General features: G+C 71.5%; 16 protein-coding genes. 13 read left to right on the forward strand and 3 right to left on the reverse strand.

The features are described 5' to 3' along the window. The 7 genes from ABZ749_RS14775 to ABZ749_RS14805 all read left to right on the forward strand — a co-directional run. A partial coding sequence (locus ABZ749_RS14775) for a serine hydrolase domain-containing protein (protein WP_357227732.1) occupies nucleotides 1-1,312 on the forward strand: 1,312 nt, incomplete at its 5' end. 131 nt (nucleotides 1,313-1,443) lie between these two features. Continuing rightward, nucleotides 1,444-2,502, forward strand: a complete 1,059-nt coding sequence (locus ABZ749_RS14780; RefSeq protein ID WP_238670385.1) for a PhoH family protein — start codon at nucleotides 1,444-1,446, stop codon at nucleotides 2,500-2,502. A gap of 15 nt (nucleotides 2,503-2,517) precedes the next feature. After that, the gene (ybeY, locus tag ABZ749_RS14785) at nucleotides 2,518-2,991 is read left to right on the forward strand and encodes an rRNA maturation RNase YbeY (protein ID WP_030491788.1); all 474 of its coding nucleotides are present in this window, start codon (nucleotides 2,518-2,520) and stop codon (nucleotides 2,989-2,991) included. Further along, nucleotides 2,967-4,391 carry a hemolysin family protein gene (locus ABZ749_RS14790; protein ID WP_357227763.1) on the forward strand — a complete coding sequence of 475 codons (1,425 nt, stop codon included), beginning with the start codon at nucleotides 2,967-2,969 and terminating at the stop codon, nucleotides 4,389-4,391. Before ybeY ends, ABZ749_RS14790 begins: the two co-directional genes overlap by 25 nt. Then, on the forward strand, nucleotides 4,384-4,770 hold the full coding sequence (locus tag ABZ749_RS14795; protein WP_357227735.1) for a cytidine deaminase: 387 nt from the start codon (nucleotides 4,384-4,386) through the stop codon (nucleotides 4,768-4,770). The genes ABZ749_RS14790 and ABZ749_RS14795 overlap by 8 nt, the downstream gene beginning before the upstream one ends. Continuing rightward, nucleotides 4,767-5,672: a GTPase Era gene (gene era / locus ABZ749_RS14800; protein ID WP_357227738.1), complete on the forward strand. Its 906-nt coding sequence runs from the start codon at nucleotides 4,767-4,769 to the stop codon at nucleotides 5,670-5,672. Before ABZ749_RS14795 ends, era begins: the two co-directional genes overlap by 4 nt. A 153-nt stretch (nucleotides 5,673-5,825) precedes the next feature. Continuing rightward, nucleotides 5,826-6,956, forward strand: coding sequence for an acyltransferase (locus ABZ749_RS14805; protein WP_357227741.1), 1,131 nt, complete (start codon nucleotides 5,826-5,828; stop codon nucleotides 6,954-6,956). On the opposite strand, the gene ABZ749_RS14810 is transcribed toward ABZ749_RS14805, so the two are convergent. Further along, complete coding sequence (locus tag ABZ749_RS14810; RefSeq protein ID WP_357227743.1) at nucleotides 6,943-7,752, reverse strand: DUF4097 family beta strand repeat-containing protein; 810 nt, start codon at nucleotides 7,750-7,752, stop codon at nucleotides 6,943-6,945. The two genes, ABZ749_RS14805 and ABZ749_RS14810, sit on opposite strands and share 14 nt — an antisense overlap. A 102-nt stretch (nucleotides 7,753-7,854) precedes the next feature. Here ABZ749_RS14810 and recO point away from each other — a divergent pair, with 102 nt between their 5' ends. The 5 genes from recO (at nucleotide 7,855) to ABZ749_RS14835 (ending at nucleotide 10,949) form a co-directional block, all read left to right on the forward strand. After that, complete coding sequence (recO, locus tag ABZ749_RS14815; RefSeq protein ID WP_357227746.1) at nucleotides 7,855-8,721, forward strand: DNA repair protein RecO; 867 nt, start codon at nucleotides 7,855-7,857, stop codon at nucleotides 8,719-8,721. Between the two features lie 4 nt (nucleotides 8,722-8,725). Beyond that, nucleotides 8,726-9,538: an isoprenyl transferase gene (locus ABZ749_RS14820; protein ID WP_357227749.1), complete on the forward strand. Its 813-nt coding sequence runs from the start codon at nucleotides 8,726-8,728 to the stop codon at nucleotides 9,536-9,538. Nucleotides 9,539-9,609: 71 nt separating this feature from the next. After that, nucleotides 9,610-9,795: a hypothetical protein gene (locus tag ABZ749_RS14825; RefSeq protein ID WP_030491795.1), complete on the forward strand. Its 186-nt coding sequence runs from the start codon at nucleotides 9,610-9,612 to the stop codon at nucleotides 9,793-9,795. Between the two features lie 168 nt (nucleotides 9,796-9,963). After that, on the forward strand, nucleotides 9,964-10,191 hold the full coding sequence (locus ABZ749_RS14830; RefSeq protein WP_357227752.1) for a thioredoxin reductase: 228 nt from the start codon (nucleotides 9,964-9,966) through the stop codon (nucleotides 10,189-10,191). Continuing rightward, entirely contained in the window at nucleotides 10,188-10,949 is a 762-nt protein-coding gene (locus ABZ749_RS14835) for a pirin family protein (RefSeq protein WP_357227755.1), read from the forward strand. Before ABZ749_RS14830 ends, ABZ749_RS14835 begins: the two co-directional genes overlap by 4 nt. 178 nt (nucleotides 10,950-11,127) lie before the next feature. Here the strand turns inward: ABZ749_RS14835 and gndA are convergent, their stop codons facing one another. Together gndA and ABZ749_RS14845 are read right to left on the reverse strand one after the other, a co-directional pair. Further along, nucleotides 11,128-12,570 carry an NADP-dependent phosphogluconate dehydrogenase gene (gene gndA, locus ABZ749_RS14840; RefSeq protein ID WP_355009268.1) on the reverse strand — a complete coding sequence of 481 codons (1,443 nt, stop codon included), beginning with the start codon at nucleotides 12,568-12,570 and terminating at the stop codon, nucleotides 11,128-11,130. 189 nt (nucleotides 12,571-12,759) lie between these two features. Continuing rightward, nucleotides 12,760-13,056, reverse strand: coding sequence for a thiamine-binding protein (locus ABZ749_RS14845; RefSeq protein WP_357227758.1), 297 nt, complete (start codon nucleotides 13,054-13,056; stop codon nucleotides 12,760-12,762). A gap of 288 nt (nucleotides 13,057-13,344) precedes the next feature. Here ABZ749_RS14845 and ABZ749_RS14850 point away from each other — a divergent pair, with 288 nt between their 5' ends. Continuing rightward, complete coding sequence (locus ABZ749_RS14850; RefSeq protein ID WP_357227761.1) at nucleotides 13,345-13,863, forward strand: hypothetical protein; 519 nt, start codon at nucleotides 13,345-13,347, stop codon at nucleotides 13,861-13,863. Nucleotides 13,864-13,939: the final 76 nt, after the last annotated feature.

Genomic DNA, 13,939 nt, shown 5'->3' on the forward strand with positions numbered 1-13,939 from the left:
GGCGGTCTCGGCGGCCCTGCACCGGGCCGACCGACCGCTCTGGAGCTGCACCGTCGGCGAGACCGGCACCGAGAGCCCTCTGGGCGCGGGCACCCAGTTCCGGATCGGCTCGATCACCAAGACGTTCACCGCGGTGCTGGTTCTGCAGTGCCGCGACGACGGGCTGCTGGACCTGGACGACCCGGTGGGCCGGCACCTGGACCTCCCGGCGCACGGCGAGCTGACCGTACGCCGGTTGCTGTCGCACACCGGTGGCCTGCAACGCGAGCCGTTCGGCGATGTGTGGGACAGCCTGCGCGCACCGGACGACGCCCAACTGGTCGCCGAGCTGGACCGGGCCGAGCGGGTGCTGCCGACCGGCCGGCGGTTCCACTACTCCAACCTGGGCGTGGCCGTGCTCGGCCAACTCGTCGCCCGGCTCCGGGGCGGCAGCTGGGAGCAGGCGCTCACCGAGCGGATCCTGACTCCGCTGGGGCTGACCGACACCACGGTGACCCCACGCCCGACGGCGGCCACCGGGTTCCTGGTCGACGCGTACTCCGACGAGGCGCACCCGGAACCGCCGACCGACTTCGGCGCGGTCGGCCCGGCTGCCCAGCTCTGGAGCACCGCTACCGACATGGCCCGCTGGGCGGCGTTCCTGGCCGACCCGGCGGCGCTGGACCCGGCCGGCGCGGTCCTCGCCCCGGCCACCCTGGACGAGATGCGCTGGCCGCTGACCACCACCGACGAAACGCTCTGGAGCGCGGGCTTCGGGCTCGGGCTGATCCTGAGCCCGCAGGGGGAGCGGGTGATGCACGTGGGGCACGACGGGGCGATGCCCGGGTTCCTCGCCGGGGCGTACGGCCGGCGCGGCGGTGACGGCACGCCCGGGGCGATGGGCGCCGCCGTGCTCGGCTCGTCCGGCACGGCGACCGATCTGTTCGATCTGTCGCACCGGCTGCTCGCCGCGGCGGTCGAGCGCGACCCGGCCGAGATCGAGCCCTGGCGACCCGGCGCACCCGCGCCGGCGGCCCTGCGGGGTGTGCTCGGCCGCTGGTGGGGCGAGGGCTCCGAGTACGTCTTCTCGTGGCACGACGGCACCCTGCGGGCCCGCGGGGTCGCTGACCCGACCGGACGTCCGCCGGCGATCTTCACCCCGCTGCCGGACCAGCCGGACGTGTTCCGGGTGATCTCCGGTCGGGAGGTCGGGGAGCTGCTGCGGCTGACCCGGGACGAGGCCGGCGCGGTGGTCCGGATGCACTGGGCGACGTACCGGTTCACCCGCCACCAGGAGACCTTCGACCGGTACGACTTCCGGGCCGGGAGTTGATCGCGGCCAGCGGAAATGGGCGCGATGCGGCCCGCGTTGAACCGATACGATGGGTGTAACGTCCGCACGCCAGGCCAGCAGGCCGGCGCCGAGATCGAGAGCAGGTGGCGCAGGGCCCTTCGGCCCAACCTATGACCGGCACCCCACCTCCCGGCCCGCCCCGGGTGCAGACCAGGATCACCGTGCCCGACCCGAAGATCATGGTCAATCTGCTCGGCGCAGGCGACGAGATCCTCAGACTCGTCGAACGCTCGGTCACCAGTGACGTGCACGTCCGCGGCAACGAGATCACCATCACCGGTGACCCAGCGGACAACGCCCTCGCCGAGCGGGTCTTCAGCGAGCTCCTCGAACTCATCGAGAAAGGCGAGACCCTGACCACTGACGCCGTCCGGCGTACCGTCGGCATGCTCGAGCAGGGCAGCGCCGAGCGGCCCGCCGAGGTCCTGACACTCAACATCCTCTCCCGGCGCGGGCGCACCATCCGCCCCAAGACGCTCGGGCAGAAGAAGTACGTCGACGCGATCGACACCCACACCATCGTCTTCGGCATCGGCCCCGCCGGCACCGGAAAGACCTACCTGGCGATGGCGAAGGCCGTCCAGGCGTTGCAGGCCAAGCAGGTCAACCGGATCATCCTCACCCGACCGGCGGTCGAGGCGGGCGAGCGGCTGGGCTTCCTGCCCGGCACGCTCAACGAGAAGATCGATCCGTACCTGCGCCCGCTCTACGACGCGCTGCACGACATGCTCGACCCGGAGACGATCCCGAAGCTGATGGCCGCCGGCACGATCGAGGTCGCCCCCCTCGCCTACATGCGGGGTCGGACGCTCAACGACGCGTTCATCATCCTGGACGAGGCGCAGAACACGACGCCCGAGCAGATGAAGATGTTCCTCACCCGACTCGGCTTCAACTCCAAGATCGTCGTGACCGGTGACATCACCCAGGTGGACCTTCCCGGCGGGACGAGCAGCGGGCTGCGGGTGGTCCGGGAGATCCTGGAAAACGTCGATGACGTGCACTTCTCCCAGTTGTCCAGCTCCGACGTGGTCCGCCACCAGCTGGTCGGGGAGATCGTCGACGCGTACGCCCGCTGGGACGCCGAGCGGGAGAACCAGCAGGCGCAGGGCGTTCACGCCGTGCCTGGGCGACCCGCCCAGGGCGGCCGGGCCGGCCGCCGCCGCTAAAGCAGAGGAAAGCAGTTGTCCATCGAGATCGCCAACGAGTCCGGTGTCGACGTCGACACCGACGCCGTGCTCGCCGTCGCCCGGCACGCCCTCGACGAGATGGGGGTCAACCCCCTCGCCGAGCTGTCAGTGCTGCTGGTCGACATCGACTACATGACCGAGCTGAACCACCGCTGGATGGGTGGCGACGGCCCGACCGACGTGCTCGCCTTCCCCATGGACGAGGGCAGCGTCGACCACGGCCCGGGTGAGTCCGCACCGGCCGGCGGCGAGCCCGCCCTGCTCGGCGACATCGTGCTCTGCCCGGAGGTGGCGGCCAAGCAGGCGGCGACCGCCGGGCACGCGCCCGCCGACGAGCTGCACCTGCTCACCGTGCACGGGGTGCTGCACCTGCTCGGTTACGACCACGCCGAGCCGGAGGAGGAGCGGGAGATGTTCGCACTCCAGGCTCGGCTGCTGGCGAGCTGGCGGTCGACCCGCACCCAGTGATGTCCACTCCTCCGTTACTCGCGGCCGGCGCCACCGCCGGCCTTCCCGACTTTCAGCTGATCGTCTTCGCGGCCGGTCTCGTGGTGCTGGCAGGCCTGATCGCGATGACCGAGGCGGCCCTCGCCGCGGTCTCACCGGCCCGAGCCGCCGAGCTGGCCCGCGACGGCGTGCGCGGCGCCCGTACCCTCCAGGTCGTGGCCGGCGACGTCGTCCGGCACCTCAACCTGCTCCTGCTGTTGCGGCTGCTCGCCGAGCTGACCGCCACCACACTGGTGGCGCTCGTGGCGGTGGACAGCTTCGGCGCCGGCTGGCGGGCCGCGCTGGTGACCGCCGGCGCGATGACAGTGGTCAGCTTCGTGGTGGTGGGCGTCGCCCCGCGCACCATCGGCCGGCAGCACGCCTACGCCGTCGGTCGTGCGGTGGCACCGCTGGTCCGCTGGCTGGGCCGGGCGCTCAACCCGCTCGCGTCGCTGCTGATCCTGATCGGCAACGCGGTCACCCCGGGGCGCGGCTTCCGGGAAGGCCCGTTCGCCACCCAGGTGGAGCTGCGGGAGCTGGTCGACCTGGCCGAGCAGCGCGGCGTGGTCGAACACGGCGAACGCCAGATGATCCACTCCGTCTTCGCGCTCGGCGACACCATCGCCCGTGAGGTGATGGTGCCGCGTACCGAGATGGTGTGGATCGAGGAGGGCAAGACGCTCGCGCAGGCGCTGGCGCTCTTCCTGCGCTCCGGTTTCTCCCGCATCCCGGTGATCGGCGAGAGCGTCGACGACGTGCTGGGGGTGCTCTACCTCAAGGACCTGATCCGGCGCTCGCGTGGCGGGGACCCGAGGGCCGAGCAGTTGCCGGTGGCCGAGCTGATGCGCCCGGCGACCTTCGTACCGGAGTCCAAGCCGGTCGACGACCTGCTGTCCGAGATGCAGGCGGCCCGCAACCACCTGGTCATCGTGGTCGACGAGTACGGCGGCACCGGCGGTCTGGTCACCATCGAGGACATCCTCGAGGAGATCGTCGGTGAGATCACCGACGAGTACGATGTCGAGCGCCCGCCCGTCGAACGTCTGGCGGACTCCTCGGTGCGGGTGACCGCTCGCCTGCCGGTGGAGAATCTCGGCGAGATGTTCGACACCGACCTGCCCACCGACGAGGTGGAGACGGTCGGCGGTCTGCTCGCCCAGTCGCTGGGGCGGGTGCCGATCCCGGGCGCCGAGGCCGAGGTAGCCGGTCTCCGCCTGGTCGCCGAGGGCACCACCGGCCGGCGCAACCGCATCGACACCGTCCTGGTCAGTCGGGTGGAGCCGGGCGATGAGCAGGACACCACGGGGCGCGGCGAGCACGCCGGCCCCGGGGACGACACGGACAACTATCGAGACGACGAGAGGCAATCCGCCGATGCCTGACACACCCGCCGTGCCTGCCGCCCGGCCCACCCCCACCGCGTCGGGCGCGCTGAGCGCCGAGGACGGCAAGCTCGTCGTCCTGGCCCGGGGAGCCCGGGCGCGGGTCGGTGCCGTCGAGGGCGCCGCGGTCCGCGACCAGGACGGCCGGACGTACGCGGCGGCCAGTGTCGCGCTGCCGTCGCTGACGCTCACCGCGTTGCAGTTGGCGGTGGCGTCGGCCGCGGCGGCCGGCGCGAGTCGGTTGGAGGCGGCGGTGGTGGTGACCGAGGCGTCGACGCTGGATGGTGCCGGGCACGCGGCGGTACGGGACCTCGCGGCGGACGCACCGGTCCACGTGGCCGCTCCGGACGGCACGGTCCTCGGCACGGTGACCCAGTGAGCCCGGTGCAGGATCCGCAGGCGCGTCCGTACCGGGCGGGGTTCGGCTGCTTCGTCGGTCGCCCCAACGCCGGCAAGTCGACGCTGACCAACGCCATCGTCGGCACCAAGATCGCCATCACCTCGAACAAGCCGCAGACCACCCGGCACGTCATCCGGGCGGTGCTGCACCGACCGGAGTCGCAGCTGGTCCTCGTCGACACACCGGGCCTGCACCGCCCCCGTACGCTGCTCGGCGAACGTCTCAACGACCTGGTCCGCTCCACCTGGACCGAGGTCGACGTGATCGGTCTCTGCATCCCGGCGAACGAGCCGGTCGGGCGCGGTGACAAGTTCATCACCGGCGAGCTGGCCGAGTTGAAGGCGACAGTGCTGGCGGTGGTCACCAAGACCGACCTGGTGGACAAGCGCCAACTGGCGGAGCAGTTGCTCGCGGTCAGCAAGATGGGGGAGTTCGCCGAGATCGTGCCGGTGAGCGCCGTGTCCGGGCACCAGGTGGACACCCTCGTCGAGGTGATGACCAAGTACCTGCCGCCGTCGCCGCAGCTCTACCCGGACGACATGCTCACCGACGATCCCGAGCAGGTGCTTGTCGCCGAGCTGATCCGGGAGGCCGCCCTGGAGGGGGTCCGCGACGAGCTGCCGCACTCCATCGCCGTGGTGGTGGAGGAGATGATCCCCGAGGGTCAGGTCATGAAGATCTACGCCGACCTGTACGTGGAGCGGCCCAGCCAGAAGGCCATCGTGCTCGGGCACAAGGCGAGTCGGCTCAAGGAGGTCGGCACCACCGCCCGCAAGCAGATCGAGGAACTGCTCGGCGGTCGGGTCTACCTCGACCTGCACGTGCGGGTCGCGAAGGACTGGCAGCGCGACCCGAGGCAACTGCGCAAGCTGGGCTTCTGACCCACCTCGTCGGCGGTGCCAGACCGGCGGCACCATCGCCGTCGGTCGGGCAGCCGGGGATGTTCACGCCCGGCCGGGACAGCCGTCGTTTGGCGCGGGCGCCACGCAGGGTAGGAAGGTCGTGCCCCGCGTCCCCGACCGAGATGCAGGCTGATGCGCAACAGGTACCTCGACCTCCTCCGTGCCCTGGCCATCATTCGAGTGGTCGTTTACCACGTCACCGGATGGGCGACCCTCACCCTCGTCTTCCCCGCCATGTCGGTGATGTTCGCGCTGGCAGGCTCACTGATGGCCGCGTCGCTGACCCGGGTCGGCCCGGCGGCGGTCGGGCGTCGGCTGCGTCGACTGCTGCCGTCGCTGTGGGTGCTCGCGGTGGTCTTCGTGCCGGCCATGCTGTTCAGCGGGTTGTCGGCGAGCCCTCGGGTGCTGCTGTGGCTGTTCCCGATCGCCGACCCGCCGGCCAACCACTGGGGTGCGCTGGCGCTGAGCACCATCTGGTACCTGCGCGACTATCTCTGGTTCGTGCTCGCCTCGCCTGTCGCGCTCTGGCTGTTCCGGCGTGCCCCGCTGATGACGGTGCTCGCCCCGTACCTCCTGCTGGTGACCATCGAGGTGGGGATCTACCCGGCACCGCCGGTGCTGCGCGAGTTCGGGCTCTACTTCGGCGCGTGGCTGCTCGGCTTCGCCCACCACGCCGGGATGCTGCGTCGGCTCTCCGGTCGACTGCTGTACCCGGTGGCGCTCGCCCTCGCCGTGGGCGGCGGCGCCTGGATCGTCGAGCATCCCGGTCCGCGTGGGTACGACCTGAACGACAACCCCCTGGGCAACGCCCTCTGGTCGGCCGCGTTCATCCTGATCGTGCTGGGCCGGGCGCCGGCCGGGGTGGCCTGGCTGAGCCGGAGCCGACCGGCCGACCGGGCGGTGACAGTGCTCAACCGGCGGGCGCTCACCGTCTACCTCTGGCACATGCCGTTCGTGGTGGCGCTCACCCCACTGGTCGACGTGGTGGGCTGGTCCCACCAGGACCCGGTGGGCCTGGCCATCCGGGTGCTGCTGGTCTTCGCCCTGGTCGGGCTGGTCACCCTGGCCGTCGGGTGGGTCGAGGACGTCGCCGCCCGTCGCCGCCCGGAGCTGATCCCCGGTGGCCCGACGCCGTCCGTCGACGCGACGGCCCGCCCGGGTTCCGAAGCCGGTGCCGGTGCCGGGGCGACCGTCGGACGAGCGGTGGTGCCGGCGCAACGGACGGCCGGGGAGCCGGCCGACGTCGAGATCAACGCTCGCTGATCGTGAGGTTGCCGCTGTTGGCCGAACCGTCGAGCACCAGGGACGCCGCCGGGTTGTCGGCGACGGTGACGGTCTCGTCGCCGGAATCGGCGTTGGACCGGACCCGGTAGCTGCCCTGCGGCACCACCAGCGTGACGTCACCGCTGGAGGCGTGGACCCGGGCCGAGGCGGGCTTGTCCAACTCCACGCTGACATTGCCCGAGCTGGCTTCGGCGTCGACAGTGCCGCCCAGCCGGCGTGCGGTGATGTCTCCCGACGAGGCGCGCAGCCGTACCGCCGCGGCGGCCTCGTTCACCTCGATGTTGCCCGACTGGGCCTCCACGCCGACCGCGCCCGACGCACCGGAGATCCGCACGTCGCCCGAGCGCACCTGTAGCTCCACGGTGCCGACCCGGCTCAGCTCGACGTTGCCGGAGCTGGTCTCGCCCTGCACCGCCACACCCTCCGGCACCGTCACCTCGTAGGAGATGCTGCATCGCGAGCCACAGTCGGTGTCCAGCACCAACTCGCTGCCCTTGATCTCGTAGCGGGTGTTGTCCGGTTCACCGCCCTGGTAGCGAACCACTCGCTTGATCCGCACCTCGGACGCCGCGCCGGTGCCGCGGATCACCACGTCGCCCGAACCCCCGGAGACCCGGACCGTGGTGATCCGGGCCGCCTCGGTGTTGTCGTAGTCGAGCCGACGGAACGACAGGTTGTCGCACCCGGCGAGCACGATGAGGGTGGTGGCGAGCCCCAGCGCGACGGGAGCGGCGACGCGACGACGGCGGGCGGTGGTGGTCAGGTGCAGGGCCATGACCAGCACGCTACGGCCGGGCACGAGGCCGCCGCATCGGGGTTCAACCGCGCTTGCACCCCGAACCAACCCTGATTTCACACCCCGAGGGAGAATGGCCCGATGGCCGGGTATCGCCGACAGCTCTACCGCGACGACGCGGTGGTGCTGCGTGTGCAGAAGCTCGGCGAGTCCGACCGGATCATCACCCTGCTCACCCGCCGGCACGGCCGGCTACGCGCGGTGGCTCGAGGCATCCGCCGCACCACCAGCAAGTTCGGTGCCCGGCTGGAGCCGTTCGGCCACGTCGACCTCCAACTCGCCGGCGACCCGAAGGGCAACCACGGCAGTTCACTGCACACCGTGAGCCAGGTCGAGGGCATCGACCTGTACGGCAAACGGTTCCTGGGCGACTATCCGCGCTACACGGCGGCCAGCGCGATCGCCGAGACCGCCGAGCGGCTGACCCCGGTGGAACGGGAGCCGTCGCTGCGGCTGTTCCAGCTCACCATCGGCGCGCTGAAGGCGCTGTCCCGGGGCGAGCACGCCACCACCCTGGTGCTCGACGCGTACCTGCTGCGCGGGATGTCCCTGGCCGGCTGGGCGCCGGCGCTGGTCGCCTGCGCGGTCTGCGGCACGCCCGGGCGGCACCGGGCGTTCTCGGTTCCGGCCGGCGGCGCGGTCTGTCCGGACTGCCGGCCCCCCGGGGCGGCTCATCCCGCCCCGGCCACCATCGACCTGATGTCCGCGCTGACCTCCGGCGACTGGGTGATCGCCGACGCCACCGACGCCGCCGTACGTCGAGAGTGCAGTGGGCTGGTCGCGGCTCACCTGCAGTGGCACCTGGAGCGCGCGCTACGCTCGCTGCCGCTGGTCGACCGGGGTCCCTCGGCGGCCGGCACGGCCCCTCCGCCGGAAGGCACCGGGGCCGTGGTGCTCCGGCCACGCGACGACGTCGAGGCCGGAGCGGACGGCGCGAACAGGGAGTGACCGAGTGATCCGATCGAAGAAGGCCGGCCGGCGCGAGCCGACCCCGCCGGTGCCACACCCGTCCGGAGCCCGACCGCCGGCGCTGCCCACCGACGCGGTGCCGAAGCACGTGGCGGTGGTGATGGATGGCAACGGCCGCTGGGCCAAGGACCGCGGGCTGCCCCGCACCAAGGGGCACGAGGCGGGGGAGCACAGCCTCTTCGACACCATCGAGGGTGCCATCGAGATGGGCATCCCGTACCTGTCGGCGTACGCGTTCTCCACCGAGAACTGGCGGCGCTCGCCGGACGAGGTCCGGTTCCTGATGGGGTTCAACCGGGACGTGATCCGTCGCCGCCGTGACCAACTGGTCGACCTGGGCGTACGGGTGGTGTGGTCGGGCCGGCCCGGTCGGCTGTGGAAGAGCGTCATCACCGAGTTGCAGACCGCCGAGGAGATGTCCCGCGACAACTCGACGCTGACCCTGCAGTTCTGCGTCAACTACGGCGGGCAGGCCGAGATCGGTGACGCCGCCGCCGCGATCGCACGGGACGTGGCGGCCGGCCGACTGGATCCGTCGAAGGTCACCGAGAAGACCGTGGCGAAGTACCTCTACCACCCGGAGATCCCGGAGGTTGACCTGTTCCTGCGCCCTTCCGGTGAGGAACGGATCTCCAACTTCCTGCTCTGGCAGACCGCGTACGCCGAGTTGGTCTTCCTGGACACGCTCTGGCCCGACTTCGACCGCCGCCACCTCTGGTACGCGTGCGAGCTCTACGCCCAGCGGGACCGACGCTTCGGCGGCGCGCTGCCCAACCCGGTCGCCCCGGTTATCTGAGCCGACGCGCTTACCCGCACGTCACTCTGGGTATCAGAGACGTCAGAAGCCACTGACGGAGGTGAACCCACATGATCCAGAAGCGCATTGCCCAGTGGGCGGTGATGGCTGTCGCGGTGCCGCTGGCCGCGGCCGGCGCCCGCCGACTCAGCCACACCCTGGAGGCCCGGCGTGGTCCCTCCGGGGCGACCCGGCTGCTGACCAAGGGTGCGGACCTGATCCGTCCGCAGAAGGCCAAGCGCCGCCGCTTCTTCTGACCGATCCCTTAGCTGTCCTCGGCGCCGTCCGCACTCCCGTGCGGGCGGCGCCGTCGCGTCCCCACCAACTCACCCCGCCTGTGAGGGTGGGTGCGCTCGTTTCGGGGTCCTGCGCAAAGGCGGCGGGTAGGGTCCGGAGGTGGTGGGACGACGGCGGTTGGGGGCCAGATGCGGGATCTCCGCTTCAAGATGATCATGGCGTTGAACGCCGCCGACCTGGGCGACCCGATCTGCGAGCAGGTAGCCGAGATCTGTGCCGAGATCGCCGAGCAGCACTGTGCCGAGTTCGGCCACACTCCCCAGCTGCGCACCGGTGAGATCGCCGAACTGGCCAGCGGCGAGCCGGCCCTGACCTGGGCGCCGTCGACCCCCGACGCCGGGCAGCGTGCCTGGTGACCGCGCCGGCGCCCGCCGTCGACATCCGTCGTGCCGATGATCGATTCGCCACCCGGATCTCCTGGCTGGACTCCAAGCACTCCTTCTCGTTCTCCCGGCACTACGACCCGGCCAACACGCACCACGGCCTGCTGCTGGTCAACAACGACGACGTGGTCCGACCGGGGGCCGGCTTCGAGACCCACCCGCACCAGGACATGGAGATCGTGACCTGGGTGCTGCGCGGTTCCCTGGTGCACCAGGACTCCACCGGGCACTCCGGGGTGATCTACCCGGGTCTGGCCCAGCGGATGAGCGCCGGCACCGGCATCCTGCACTCGGAGAAGAACGACGCCTGGCGGCTCAACAACCAGGAGCCGCACACCGACCCGGTGCACTTCGTGCAGATGTGGGTGCTCCCCGACGAGCAGGGCGTAGACCCCGGCTACGAGCAGTTGGAGATCGAGGACGAGCTGCTCCGTGGGGGCCTGGTGCCGATCGCGTCCGGGATGGACCGCTACGACGGCGCGTCCGCGATCCGGATCCGCAACCGGTACGCGACCCTGCACGCCGCCCGTCTCGCCCCCGGCGACGAGGTCACCATCCCGGACGCGCCCTACGTGCACCTCTACGTGCCCAACGGCACGGTGACCCTGGAGGGCAGTGGTCCGCTCGGCGGCGGCGACGCCGCCCGGCTCACCATGACCGGTGGCCGGCGGGTGACCGCCGACGAACCGGCCGAGATTCTTGTCTGGGAGATGCACGCCACGGTCGCCTGACCGCTACCGCATCGCACCTGCCGTCTCCCTCGATCACGCTTGAACATGGATGTAGTGGCCTCCACGGAGAGGGAGGCCACTACATCCTGGATCAAGCACGATCTTGCAGGGCGCAGGGCGCAGGGCGCAGGGCGCAGGGCGCAGGGCGCAGGTCGCCGCGAACCGGGCGCCGCGCCGGCTACGCCGGCGACTCGGTGCGGTCGGCGGCCCAGGTGGTGTGGAACGAGCCCTCGCGGTCCACCCGCTGGTAGGTGTGCGCGCCGAAGTTGTCCCGCAGACCCTGGATCAGCGCCGCGGGCAGCCGCTCCGCGCGCAACGCGTCGAAGTACGCCAGCGACGACGAGAACGCGGGCGTCGGCACACCGGCCCGGGTCGCGTCGGCCACCACCCGCCGCCAGCTCGGCACGCCGGCGCTGACCGCCTCGGCGAAGTACGGCGCCACCAGCAGCGTCGGCAGGTCGGGCTGCTCGTCGTACGCCTCACGGATCCGGTTGAGGAAGCGGGCCCGGATGATGCAGCCGCCCCGCCAGATCGTCGCGGTACCGCCGAGGTCGATGTCCCAGTTGTATTCCTGGCTGCCCGCGCGGATGTGGTCGAAGCCCTGCGCGTACGCGACGATCTTGGAGGCGAGCAGCGCCCGGCGGACGTCCTCGACGAACGTCTCCCGGTCGGTCACCTGCCACTTCTCACCCGCGTCGGGGAACGCCCGGCGGGCCGCCTCGCGCTGGTCGACGTGCCCGGAGAGCGAACGGGCGAAGGTCGCCTCGGCGATCCCGGTGATCGGGATGCCCAGGTCCAGGGCGCTCTGCACGGTCCACCGACCGGTGCCCTTCTGCTCGGCCCGGTCCTGCACGATGTCCACGAAGGACCGGCCGGTCGCCGCATCGGTGTGCGCGAGCACGTCGGCGGTGATCTCGATGAGGAACGACTCAAGCTCGCCGTTGTTCCACTCCCGGAAGATCTCCGCGATCTCGGCCGGCGTCGCGTCCAGGCCGGCCCGGAGCAGGTCGTACGCCTCGGCGATGAGCTGCATGTCGGCGTACTCGATGCCGTTGTGCACCATCTTGACGAAGTGCCCGGCGCCGTCCGGCCCGACGTGCGTGCAGCACGGCACGCCGTCCACCTGGGCGGCGATCTTCTCGAACATCGGCCCGAGCTTCGCGTACGACTCGGCGGAGCCGCCCGGCATGATGCTCGGCCCGCGCAGCGCGCCCTCCTCGCCGCCGGAGACACCGGTGCCGCTGAAGTGCAGCCCCTGGGCCCGCAGCGCCTCCTCACGGCGACGGGTGTCGGCGAAGTGGGCGTTGCCACAGTCGACGATGATGTCGCCCTCGTCGAGCAGCGGCACCAACTCGTCGATCACCGCGTCGGTGGGCGCGCCGGCCTTCACCATCACGATGACCGCGCGCGGTCGTTCCAGTGACGCCACGAAATCGGCCATTGTCTCGCCGGGCAGGAACGTGCCCTCGTCGCCGTGCTCGGCAACCAGGCTGCGGGTGCGCTCCGGCGAGCGGTTGTGCACTGCCACCGTGAAGCCGTTGCGGGCCAGGTTGCGGGCCACGTTGCGACCCATCACCGCCAGCCCGGTCACACCGATTTGTGCCCTCGCCTGATCAGCCATTCGTGCCGCCACCTCTCGTCACACCACTATCAGCGCTTGGAAACTTACCGTGATGTGAGCCGATACGGACCAGTGATCGACGTCCCGTTACTGCACGTGATGCGGACGTTGCCCCTGGCGGCTCGGGCCCTCGGCGCTGGTCGGTGAGCCCCGCGCAGGGAAACCTGTCGTCATTCCGCGCCGCGCGCGTCAGCCTTCGGCGAGACGGGCTTCGATGCGGGCGATCTTCCCGGTCAGCGCGTCGGTGACCCCGGGTCGGACATCGGCCTTGAGCACCACACTGACCCGGGGCGCCCGCGCGGCGACTACATCGACCGCCTGCTTCACCACCGCCATCACCTCGTCCCACTCGCCCTCAATGGTGGTGAACATGGCATCGGTCCGGTTGGGCAGGCCGGACACACGGACCACCCGCACCGCCTCGGCGACCAGGTCACCCACGGAGTCGTCACCGCCGAGCGGGGTGATCGAGAACGCGATCAGCATCTGCCGATCGTGCCAGTAAAAACGGATGCGCGTCGGTCGGGCGGTGGCTACGGTACGAACATGCGTAACTGACGCCCCAATTCCGAGCCGGCCCGCCGTCCCGCGTCGCGGTCCGTGCGCTCCCGGGCGTCCCGCATTCCCTCCCCGCCGTTCGGTGGCGATGGCCCTGCCTGGCCCGTGAGCAGTCCCTTCCCCACTCGACCGCCGCGCAACGGCGGTCACCAGCCGATCCGACCGACCGCCGCAGCGCGGGACCGGCCGTGCCGGTCGGCATTGAAGGAGGCCCGGATGCCTGCCAGGCGTAACCCGAAAAAGACCCGTACCCCGAGAGTGACGCCGCTCGGCGTCGACCCGGCGGCCGGCCCCGGCCACGGCCCGCTGCCAACCACCCTCCCGGCCCTCGACCTCGCGGTCGAACCGGCCCTGCCGGCGCTGCTCGTGGAGCCTGCGCTGCTCGCGGAGCCTGCGCTGCGGGCTGAGCCGGCGCTGCCGGCGGCACTGGTGGAGCCGGCGCTGCGGGCTGAGTCGGCGTTGCCGGCGGCACTGGTGGAGCCTGCGCTGCGGGCTGAGTTGGCGTTGCCGGCCTCCGCCCCGGGCGAGATGGCGGTGCCGGACGAGGTGGCGGTGCCGGCAGCGGTCGATGTGCCGGCGGTTGTCGACGCGCCTTCGGTGGGTGATCTACCGAAGCCGACCGGCCGACCGAAGGCACCGACGGCAGGGCCACCGCAGGGCGGCGGCAACCGCTCCGGCGGCGGCCGCAGCCAGCAGGCCGGCCAGGCCCGCCGCTACGCCTTCCGCCGCAGCTGACCAAGCCACCCCCATCCCACCCCACCCCACCCCACCCCGACCCACCCCACCCCGCCCACCCCACCCCACCCCGTCC

Origin of the sequence: Micromonospora sp. NPDC047753 (assembly GCF_040642735.1) — a bacterium.
Classification (GTDB): Bacteria; Actinomycetota; Actinomycetes; order Mycobacteriales; family Micromonosporaceae; genus Micromonospora.

Bases quoted from the DNA above. Each gene is read 5' to 3' on its own strand.
- ABZ749_RS14780 (WP_238670385.1), top strand. From the start codon at position 1,444: ATGACCGGCACCCCACCTCCCGGCCCGCCCCGGGTGCAGACCAGGATC.
- ABZ749_RS14795 (WP_357227735.1), top strand. From the start codon at position 4,384: ATGCCTGACACACCCGCCGTGCCTGCCGCCCGGCCCACCCCCACCGCG.
- ABZ749_RS14805 (WP_357227741.1), top strand. From the start codon at position 5,826: ATGCGCAACAGGTACCTCGACCTCCTCCGTGCCCTGGCCATCATTCGA.
- ABZ749_RS14810 (WP_357227743.1), bottom strand. From the start codon at position 7,752: ATGGCCCTGCACCTGACCACCACCGCCCGCCGTCGTCGCGTCGCCGCT.
- recO (WP_357227746.1), top strand. From the start codon at position 7,855: ATGGCCGGGTATCGCCGACAGCTCTACCGCGACGACGCGGTGGTGCTG.
- ABZ749_RS14825 (WP_030491795.1), top strand. From the start codon at position 9,610: ATGATCCAGAAGCGCATTGCCCAGTGGGCGGTGATGGCTGTCGCGGTG.
- ABZ749_RS14830 (WP_357227752.1), top strand. From the start codon at position 9,964: ATGCGGGATCTCCGCTTCAAGATGATCATGGCGTTGAACGCCGCCGAC.
- gndA (WP_355009268.1), bottom strand. From the start codon at position 12,570: ATGGCTGATCAGGCGAGGGCACAAATCGGTGTGACCGGGCTGGCGGTG.
- ABZ749_RS14845 (WP_357227758.1), bottom strand. From the start codon at position 13,056: ATGCTGATCGCGTTCTCGATCACCCCGCTCGGCGGTGACGACTCCGTG.
- ABZ749_RS14850 (WP_357227761.1), top strand. From the start codon at position 13,345: ATGCCTGCCAGGCGTAACCCGAAAAAGACCCGTACCCCGAGAGTGACG.